Here is a 4,666-nt window from a genome sequence, read left to right as displayed (position 1 = left end):
ACCTCGTCGACGGCGTCGCCCGGCACGCCGGCGCGTTCGACCGCGGCGCGGATCGCGACGGCGCCCAGTTCCCAGGCCGCCAGCGCCGCCAGGTCGCCGAGCAACCCGCCGATCGGCGTTCGCGCAGCCGACACGATCACGACCGGATCATCGGTGGACATGGCAAGACTCCTTCACAGGATCAGATGGGGTTGTGGCCGAGCTGCGTGGTCGCCGACGCCGGATGCAGCGACACCGCCTCGGCGTCGAGGCTGCCGAAGCCCAGCCCCAGCGGACGGCGGAAGCGCTTGTGCGGGTCGTAGGGGAAGACGTCGTGCACGTAGCCGCCGGCGATGCGGTCCTTGCGGCCCTGCCAGAACGCCGGATCCAGCAGCTCGGCATGGTGCTGCATGAACACCTCGCGCACCGTCGGGTTGCCGAGCAGGAAAGGGCCGAAGGTCTCGGGGAACACGTCCTTGGGACCGACCGAATACCAGATGTCGCCCGACATCTCCTCCTCTTCGGTACGCGGCTCGGGCACCTTGCGGAAGTTGCAGTCGGTCAGGTACTCGATCTCGTCGTAGTCGTAGAACACCACCTTGCCGTGGCGCGTGACGCCGAAGTTCTTCCACAGCATGTCGCCGGGGAAGATGTTGGCCGCCACCAGGTCCTTGATGGCGTTGCCGTACTCGATGACGGCATGCTTCATCTGCTCGGGCGTGGCCTCCTGCAGGTAGATGTTGAGCGGGATCATGCGCCGCTCGATGTACAGGTGCTTGAGCACCAGGCTGTCGCCCTCCTCCTCCAGCAGGCTGGGGCAGAAGTGACGGATCTCCTCGATCAGCTCGGGCTCGAAGCGCTGGCGCGGGAAGGCCACGTTGCTGTACTCCAGCGAGTCGGCCATGCGGCCCACCCGGTCGTGCGTCTTCACCAGCTGGTACTTGCTCTGGATCAGCTCGCGCGTGGTGTCCTTCTGCGGCGGGTAGAAATCCTTGATGACCTTGAACACGAACGGGAAGCTCGGCAGGTCGAACACCAGCATCACCATGCCCTTGATGCCGGGCGCGATGCGGAAGCTGTCCGAAGAGTGGCGCAGGTGATAGAGGAAGTCGCGGTAGAACTGGTTCTTGCCCTGTTTCTGCAGGCCCAGCGCGTTGTACAGCTCCCAGCGCGGCTTGCGCGGCATCAGCGAACGAAGGAACTGCACGTAGCCGACGGGATCTCCATGTCGACCAGGAAGTAGGCGCGCGCGAAGCTGAACAGCAGCAGCAGCTCGTCCTCGCCGAACAGCGCGGTGTCGATGGTCAGCAGTTCGCGCGAGTTGTGCAACACGGGCAGCGCGAAGCCGGTCTCGCGAAAGCCGTTGATGACCTTGCCGACGATGTAGGCGCCCTTGTTGCGGAAGAACAGCGAGGCCAGCACCTGGATCTGGAAGTTGGCGCTGAGCTTGACGTCGCCGAACTGGTTGCGAAACGCCTGCAGCACGTAGTCGATGTCGCGCCCCAGGTCCTCGAACTCGCGCTGGAGCTGGTAGTTGTCGACGATGCGCAGCAGCGTCTCGCGCAACCCCTCGGCCGAGCCCGGCCGGCTCGGGTAGTAGGCGCGGTAGGTCGGCAGCGAGTCCGGCTCCTCGTTCTCGATGTACTCGGTGCTGACCGCCGGGCGCACGAAGATGAAGTCGTTGCGAAAGTAGCTGCGGTGCAGGATCTTGGTGGTGACCGAGTTGAAGAAGGTCTCGGCCAGCTCGGGCTGGTGGTGGTTGATCAGCAGGCCGATGTAATACAGCTTCACCTGCTGCCAGGTCTCCTCGGACAGCGAGCTGGCGCGGAATTCGTTCTCCAGCCGCTCCGCGGCCTCGTCGACGCGCAGGTCGTAGAACTCGATGCGCTCGCGCTGCGCGCGTTGCTGGCCGTGCCAGTCGGCCGCCTCGAAGCGCTGCTTGGCCTCGGCGCTGGTCTGGCGGAAAAGCTTGTAGTGGCGGTTGAAGCCGTCGAGCAGCGCCTGGGCGATGTCGAAGGCGCGCGGGTCGTTCAGGGTGGTGACGAAGCTGCCCGCCATCAGGCGACCCCCCGGGCGTCGTAGCGCGCCTTCACCGTGGCGAGCGCCCGCTGGTAGGCGGGGATCACCGCGTCGGCGCTGTCGACCGTCATCGTCAGGTCCTCGAGCAGACCGTTGTGCAGACCGTAGAACCAGCCGTGGATGACGACCTGCTGGCTGCGCTGCCAGGCGTCCTGCACGACGGTGGTGCTGCACAGGTTGAGCGCCTGCTCGACGACGTTGAGCTCGCACAGCGCGTTGACGCGGTCGACCTCGCGCACGCCGTCGAGCCAGGTCTGGTGCTTGTTGCGCACGTCCTGCACGTGGCGCAGCCAGTTGTCGGCCACGCCGACACGGCGGTCGGCCAGCGCCGCGGCCACGCCGCCGCAGCCGGAGTGGCCGACGACGATCAGGTGCTGCACCTTCAGCATGTCGATCGCGAACTGCACGACGGACAGGCAGTTGAGGTCGGAATGCACCACCACGTTGGCGACGTTGCGGTGCACGAACAGCTCGCCGGGCAGCAAGCCGACCAGGTCGTTGGCCGGCACGCGGCTGTCGGCGCAGCCGATCCACAGGTACTGCGGCGACTGCTGCTTGAGCAGCCGCGAGAAGAAGCCGGGTTCGCGCACCTCGGTCTGCTTGGCCCACTCGCGGTTGTTGTCGAACAGCTCTTTCAGGTCGGTGGTCATGCTTCGGCTCCTCTTTGCCACAATTTTACGCAGGCGCCCCCTGACGCGTCGGCGACCGACCGGTCCCGGCGTTTGCGTTAACGTGCCACCGGACTTCACGGCGGCGAGCCCGACCTGCGATGAACGCTCTCGAACACCAATTGGGCTACCCGTTCGGCGATGCCCTGCCCGCGCTGGGCGACGCCCTCGACGTCGCCCCGGGCGTGAAGTGGGTGCGGATGCGGCTGCCGTTCGCGCTGGACCACATCAACCTCTGGCTGCTGCGCGACCGGCTCGAGAGTCCGGACGGCCCGGTGGAAGGCTGGGCCATCGTCGACTGCGGCATCGGCGACGACACCACCCGCGCCGCATGGGAGCAGGTGTTCGCCGACCACCTGGACGGCCTGCCGGTGCTGCGCGTGATCGTGACCCACATGCACCCGGACCACATCGGTCTGGCCGACTGGCTGACCACGCGCTGGAGCGTGATCGGGCGCGACTGCCCGCTGTGGATCAGTGCGACCGACTGGAACGCGGCTCGGATCGCCTGCCGCAGCACCACCGGCGTCGGCGGCGACGAAGCGGCAGCCCACTTCGCGCGCCATGGCGTGACCGACGCCGACGCGCTGCAGAAGATCCGCCGGCGCTCGAACTACTACGCCTCGATGGTGCCGTCGGTGCCGCAGCGCTACCACCGCCTGCTCGACGGCGAGACGCTGCGCGTCGGGGACCATGGCTGGCGTTGCCACGTCGGCTACGGCCATGCGCCGGAGCACATCGCGCTGCATTGCGAGGCGCTCGGCGTGCTGATCTCGGGTGACATGGTGCTGCCGCGCATCAGCACCAACGTCAGCGTGCTCGACTTCGAACCCGAGGCCGACCCGCTGCGGCTCTACCTCGAGTCGATCGAGCGGATGCGCGCGCTGCCGCCCGACACGCTGGTGCTGCCGGCCCATGGCCGCCCCTTCACCGGCCTGCACACCCGCGTCGACCAGTTGCGCGACCACCATGCCGAACGCTTCGCCGACGTGCTGGCCGCCTGCGCCGCCGCCCCGAAGACGGCGACCGAGCTGCTGCCGGTGCTGTTCAAGCGCCCGCTCGACCTGCACCAGACCACCTTCGCGCTGGGCGAGGCGATCGCCCACCTGCACGCGCTGTGGTTCGACGGGCGGCTGGTGCGTCAGGTGGACCGTGCGAGTGGCGTCTACCGCTTCGCCGTCGCCGGCTGACGAGAACGGCCCGACCCGCACCACCCGTCAGGTGCCGCCGCCGCGGTAGGCGCGGAACACGTCGCGCAGCGCGGGCACCGCCGGGGAAGCCGGCTGCGACAGCGAGCGCTCGATCTCGTTGAGATGGCGGCGCATCTCCGTCGCCGCGGCGCCCGCCCCCGTCTCGCTCCAGGCCCGCCAGCAGGCGCCGGTGGCTGTGCGCCACGCACATCGGCTCGCCCGGCGCCTTGTACAGCGCCATCAGCAGCGAGGTGGTCGGCAACAGCTCCTCCAGCAACCGCAGGAAGATCGGGTTGCCGCTCAGGCGCGCGAGCTCGAGGTGGAAGCGGCCTGACAGGCGGATCGCCTCCTGCTTGTTCTGCGAACGCGTCGCACGCTCCTCGGCCGCCACCAGCGCGCGCAGCTCGGCCAGTTGCGCCGCACTCAGCTTGCCGGCGAGGCGGCGCACCACCTCGCACTCGACGACGCGGCGGGCGTCGAACACGTGCTCGCCGTCACGCCGCGTCGGCTCGGGCACACGGGCGCCACGGTTGGGCTGCAGCACGATGATGCCGTCCTGCGCCAGCCGGTGCAGCGCCTGGCGCACCACCGTGCGCGAGACCGCGAAGGCCTGCGCCAGCTCCTCCTCGCGCAGCCGCGTGCCGGGAGGCAGGCGCTGGTCGATCACGGCGGCATAGACCGCCTCGTAGACGCGATCGGTCGGCAGCGCCGGCGAGGCGTCCTGCGGGTCGGGGGGGACGCCGGCGACGC

General features: G+C 68.7%; 2 protein-coding genes and 3 pseudogenes. 1 reads left to right on the top strand and 4 read right to left on the bottom strand.

The window, feature by feature from the left end:
• The 3 genes and pseudogenes from x551_RS24625 to can form a co-directional block, all read right to left on the bottom strand.
• Window positions 1-161: pseudogene (locus x551_RS24625) on the bottom strand (acetyl-CoA C-acetyltransferase); the annotation flags it as partial.
• Window positions 162-181: 20 nt separating this feature from the next.
• Window positions 182-2,037: pseudogene (aceK, locus tag x551_RS18615) on the bottom strand (bifunctional isocitrate dehydrogenase kinase/phosphatase).
• On the bottom strand, window positions 2,037-2,708 hold the full coding sequence (can, locus tag x551_RS18610; RefSeq protein ID WP_036234740.1) for a carbonate dehydratase: 672 nt from the start codon (window positions 2,706-2,708) through the stop codon (window positions 2,037-2,039). The pseudogene aceK and the gene can overlap by 1 nt, the downstream one beginning before the upstream one ends.
• A 119-nt stretch (window positions 2,709-2,827) precedes the next feature.
• Between can and x551_RS18605 the strand changes: the two genes are divergently transcribed.
• Window positions 2,828-3,916, top strand: a complete 1,089-nt coding sequence (locus x551_RS18605) for an MBL fold metallo-hydrolase (protein ID WP_011830944.1) — start codon at window positions 2,828-2,830, stop codon at window positions 3,914-3,916.
• A gap of 226 nt (window positions 3,917-4,142) precedes the next feature.
• Here the strand turns inward: x551_RS18605 and x551_RS24620 are convergent.
• Window positions 4,143-4,583 (bottom strand): annotated as a pseudogene (locus x551_RS24620) (GntR family transcriptional regulator); the annotation flags it as partial.
• Window positions 4,584-4,666 lie beyond the last annotated feature (83 nt).

This window comes from Methylibium sp. T29 (assembly GCF_000576205.1).
Lineage (GTDB): Bacteria > Pseudomonadota > Gammaproteobacteria > Burkholderiales > Burkholderiaceae_C > Methylibium > Methylibium petroleiphilum.
The sequence above is the reverse complement of the archived record's forward strand: the minus strand, read 5'-3'. Positions and strand labels throughout refer to the sequence as shown.